This window comes from Mycobacterium sp. ZZG (assembly GCF_054786995.1).
Map to the genome: position 1 here is coordinate 1 of NZ_JBTBFV010000124.1, position 3,848 is coordinate 3,848.

6 protein-coding genes and 1 pseudogene are annotated in these 3,848 nt (G+C 67.0%); 4 read left to right on the forward strand and 3 right to left on the reverse strand.

The annotated features are described in order from the left end of the window. Positions 1 to 128: 128 nt before the first annotated feature. Together ACXMYJ_RS28720 and ACXMYJ_RS28725 are read right to left on the reverse strand one after the other, a co-directional pair. Entirely contained in the window at positions 129 to 314 is a 186-nt protein-coding gene (locus ACXMYJ_RS28720; RefSeq protein ID WP_260754803.1) for a DUF5302 domain-containing protein, read from the reverse strand. Positions 315 to 335: 21 nt separating this feature from the next. Then, complete coding sequence (locus ACXMYJ_RS28725; protein WP_460359499.1) at positions 336 to 779, reverse strand: PPOX class F420-dependent oxidoreductase; 444 nt, start codon at positions 777 to 779, stop codon at positions 336 to 338. A 72-nt stretch (positions 780 to 851) separates the two neighbouring features. Between ACXMYJ_RS28725 and ACXMYJ_RS28730 the strand changes: the two genes are divergently transcribed. After that, positions 852 to 1,403 carry a DUF1697 domain-containing protein gene (locus ACXMYJ_RS28730; RefSeq protein WP_460359500.1) on the forward strand — a complete coding sequence of 184 codons (552 nt, stop codon included), beginning with the start codon at positions 852 to 854 and terminating at the stop codon, positions 1,401 to 1,403. Then, positions 1,400 to 2,239, forward strand: coding sequence for a class I SAM-dependent methyltransferase (locus ACXMYJ_RS28735; RefSeq protein ID WP_460359501.1), 840 nt, complete (start codon positions 1,400 to 1,402; stop codon positions 2,237 to 2,239). Before ACXMYJ_RS28730 ends, ACXMYJ_RS28735 begins: the two co-directional genes overlap by 4 nt. A gap of 11 nt (positions 2,240 to 2,250) precedes the next feature. Here the strand turns inward: ACXMYJ_RS28735 and ACXMYJ_RS28740 are convergent, their stop codons facing one another. Further along, the gene (locus ACXMYJ_RS28740) at positions 2,251 to 2,616 is read right to left on the reverse strand and encodes a GntR family transcriptional regulator (protein ID WP_260754807.1); all 366 of its coding nucleotides are present in this window, start codon (positions 2,614 to 2,616) and stop codon (positions 2,251 to 2,253) included. 36 nt (positions 2,617 to 2,652) lie between these two features. Between ACXMYJ_RS28740 and ACXMYJ_RS28745 the strand changes: the two genes are divergently transcribed. Further along, complete coding sequence (locus ACXMYJ_RS28745) at positions 2,653 to 3,369, forward strand: NAD-dependent deacylase (protein WP_460359502.1); 717 nt, start codon at positions 2,653 to 2,655, stop codon at positions 3,367 to 3,369. Between the two features lie 127 nt (positions 3,370 to 3,496). After that, positions 3,497 to 3,721: pseudogene (locus tag ACXMYJ_RS28750) on the forward strand (IS110 family transposase); the annotation flags it as partial. Positions 3,722 to 3,848: the final 127 nt, after the last annotated feature.

The following is a 3,848-nucleotide window of genomic DNA, read 5'->3' on the forward strand; positions in this document are numbered from 1 at the left end:
CGAGCAGGCCCCTACCGGAGCACACAGGAAATGCTGGGCAGACCAGCGATTACCCCATGCCCACACCCCCGCACCACGAAGAACAGTCTCAGCAGACACATCAATCACTTCAGTCCACGGATCGAGGCTTAGCCGCTCTTGCGGCGGAACTCGCGTCGGTTCTCCACCGGTCCGTGGGAGCCCCTGGCCGTGTTGGCGCCGCCGTCCTTATGGGACGAACCCTTGACCGCCTTGGCATTCTTGCGCTCGAGCGCTTCCCGGAACTTGCGCTTCTGGTCGTCCTCGTCGGACTCGGCGGGCTCATTCGATGCCATGACGGCAGCGTAGCCGTTCGGTCAGCGCTTCCCGGGCGGCATGCCGTACACGTGCGCGATGGGCAGCCGCATCAACACCCGGCGATCATCGACCATGGCCCGCCGGTAGTCGTCCCAATCCGGATGCTCGCCCGCGATGTTGCGGTAAAGCTCGACCAGGCCCGCCACCGTGTCGTCGCCCGGGTCGCCGGCCGGCGGACTGAGCACGGCATCACCTTCGGCGACCGCGTACGCCCAACCGTCGTCGGAGCTGACGTGGATCGCCGCGCGTGGATCGCGACGCAGGTTGCGGGTCTTGGCCCGCGGTTCGGTGATCGACACCGAGATCGTCAGCGTGCGCGCGTCGAAGTGGTACGACACGTTGGACAATTGGGGCCGGCCGTCGCGCTTGAGGGTGGCCAGCACGCCCAGCGAGTTCCCGCCGATCAGCGCCAGCAGCTTGTCGTCGAAAACATCACGCGCCATGCGACGAGCCTACGACTTTCCCGGGTCTGGGATCATCGAGCAGGTGGACCGATTCTCGTCGAAGTACGGATCGTGACGCGCTACGTGGCGCTCCTTCGCGGTGTCAACGTCGGCGGGGTGAACCTGAAGATGGACGCGCTGGCCCAATCGCTGCGCGCCACCGGCTTCACCGACGTGGTCACAGTCCTGGCCAGCGGCAACGTGCTGCTGAGCAGCCGCGCCGGCGCCGCCGCGGTCCGGCGGCAGGCCGAGCGCGCGCTGCGTGACGAATTCGGTTATGACGCTTGGGTCCTCGTCTACGATCTGGACACCGTCGCGGCGATCTCGGCCGCGTTCCCGTTCGCACGCGAGGTGCCCGACCACCACTCCTACGTCACGTTCGTCAGCGATGAAGAGGTGCTGGCCGAGTTGTCACAACTGGCGCGGCAGCCGGGTCCCGGCGAGCTGATCGAGCCCGGTGCCGGCGTCGTGTATTGGCAGGTGCCGCGAGCCGCCACGCTGACCAGCGCCATGGGCAAGACGATGGGTAAGAAGCGCTACAAATCCTCGACCACCACGCGCAACCTGCGCACGGTCGACAAGGTCCTGCGCAGCGGGCGCGGGGCGGGACAGGAGAGTTCATGACACACACGGGCAAACACGACGCCGCAGACGTCACCGGGGTCTCCGACACCGCACTGCTGACACTGCTGGTCCGCGCGACCGAGGCCCGACGGCCCGACTCGCTGATCGACGATCCCATGGCCATCCACCTGGTGGACTCCATCGACTTCGACTTCGCCAAGTTCGGCTATGTGCGACGTCAAGATATGGCTCTACGTGCCAAGGCATTCGACAAACGAACCCGCCGTTACCTCCTCGACCATCCGAAGGCGACGGTGGTGGCGCTCGCCGAGGGCCTGCAGACCAGCTTCTACCGGCTCGACGCCGAAGGGACCGGCGTCGGGCACGACTTCCGCTGGTTGACCGTCGACCTGCCCCGGATGATCGAGCTGCGCCGCGAACTGCTGCCCGCATCCGACCGGGTCCGCATGATCGCGCAATCCGCGCTGGACTTCAGTTGGATGGACGAGGTGGACACCGCCGACGGGGTCTTCGTGACCGCCGAGGGGCTGCTGATGTACCTGCAGCCGGAGGAATCGATGGCGTTGATCACCGAGTGCGCGGCCCGATTCCCGGGCGGACAGATGATGTTCGACCTGCCGCCGTCGGCGGCGGCGCCGCTCGTGCGCCGCGGCTTCCGCGCCTCGCGCCGCTACAGGGTGCCTCCGATGCCGTTCACGCTGTCGGTGGCTCAGGCCGCGGATCTGGTGAACACTGTGCCGGGGGTGCGCGCCGCCCACGACGTGCCGGCCGAACAGGCCCGCGGCCGACTCCTCAACGCGCTGCTGTGGACCGCACAACGGGTGCCGCTGCTCGATTCGGTCCGACCCACGTTCACGCTGCTGGAGTTCGGCTGATCGGCTTCGGCTCAGCCGAAGGCCGTCTCGATGTACCGCAGGGCCTCGCCCTTGTCGACTCCGAGTGCACGCGCCGCCGCCACGTAGGTGTGCGCCGCCGTCGCCATCGCCGCGTCGGCGGGATCCGACCGCGCAACGTAGGTACCGAAACGCCCCCTTGTCTCCAGAATCCCCGCCGCTTCCAACTCCCGATACGCCCGCGCCACGGTGTTCACTGCCAGGTTGACCTGACCGGCCAGCTCGCGGACCGTCGGGAGCCGGGTGCCGGGCGTGAGCCTGCCCTCCCGGACACCTGCGATGATCTGCGTTCTGAGCTGGTCGAACAGCGGCCTGGCAGCGTGCGGATCGACGCGTACCCAATCCCCCAACTCGGCCACGTGCCCAGTATCACCCAAAGCCGCTAACTTGGGGGTGTGCAGGTGACGGTATTCAGTGGTGCGGGGATCTCCGCCGAGAGCGGTGTCCCGACCTTCCGCGATGTGGAGACCGGCCTGTGGGCGCAGGTGGACCCGTACGAGATCTCCAGCGCCGACGGTTGGCGAGCCCACCCGGACCGGGTGTGGGCGTGGTATCTGTGGCGCCACCACATGATGAGCGCCGTCGCGCCGAACAACGCCCACCGCGCGGTCGCAGCCTGGGAGGACTACGCCGACGTGCATGTGGTCACCCAGAACGTCGACAACCTGCACGAACGCGCCGGCAGTTCCCGGGTCTACCACGTGCACGGCAGCCTCTTCGAGTTCCACTGCGACCACTGCCGGTCGGCGTTCCGCAGCGCAGTGCCGGACATGCCGGAGCCGATCGAATCCGTCGACCCACCGACGTGCGGCGTCTGCGGTGGACTGATCCGTCCCAACGTGGTGTGGTTCGGCGAGGCACTGCCCGACGACGCGTGGCAGCAGTCGGTTGAGGCCGTCGTCAACGCCGACCTGGTGGTCGTCGTCGGGACGTCTTCGGTCGTCTATCCGGCGGCCGGACTGCCGGAGCTGGCGGTGGCCAGAGGGACTCCGGTCATCGAGGTGAACCCCGAGCCCACCCCGCTGTCCTCCAGCGCGACGGTGAGCCTGCGCGAGACGGCAGCCACCGCGCTCCCCGGGCTGCTGCAACGCCTACCTGCGCTGCTCGGTTGATATGACTTGAGGTAGTCCTTCACAAACGCCTCCGGGGGTGTCAGGAAGGGATTGTCAGAGATTCCTTCGAGGGCCTGAGCGTTTGGCGCGCTGCAGGTCCTCATTGGCACGCCCCGGAGGTGTTGTTGTGTCTGTGCTAAATGCTCCAGTCCCGGTGTCCACGATCGTCGTTGCCGTCGATGTCGGCAAGACTTCGGCGATGGTGTCGGTGACCGACGGCGCTCGTCGACCCTTGATGGGCCCGGCTGAGTTCGCGATGACCCGGTCCGGTCTTGGTGACGTCACCAAACGTGTGTTGGCTCTAGCGCCATCGTGTGTGCAGGTCACGGTGGGGGTAGAGGCTGCCGGTCACGGTTGCGTCCAGCAGAGTGGTGTACGAGTCGGACCTGATCAGCGGTACCGGCGTGTCGTAGCCGACTGATTGAGGGTCATCGCGTGATTCTTCGAGAGACCGACCAAAGTCACTCGAGCAAAGGAAT

Bases quoted from the DNA above. Each gene is read 5' to 3' on its own strand.
- ACXMYJ_RS28725 (WP_460359499.1), bottom strand. From the start codon at position 779: ATGGCGCGTGATGTTTTCGACGACAAGCTGCTGGCGCTGATCGGCGGG.
- ACXMYJ_RS28735 (WP_460359501.1), top strand. From the start codon at position 1,400: ATGACACACACGGGCAAACACGACGCCGCAGACGTCACCGGGGTCTCC.
- ACXMYJ_RS28720 (WP_260754803.1), bottom strand. From the start codon at position 314: ATGGCATCGAATGAGCCCGCCGAGTCCGACGAGGACGACCAGAAGCGC.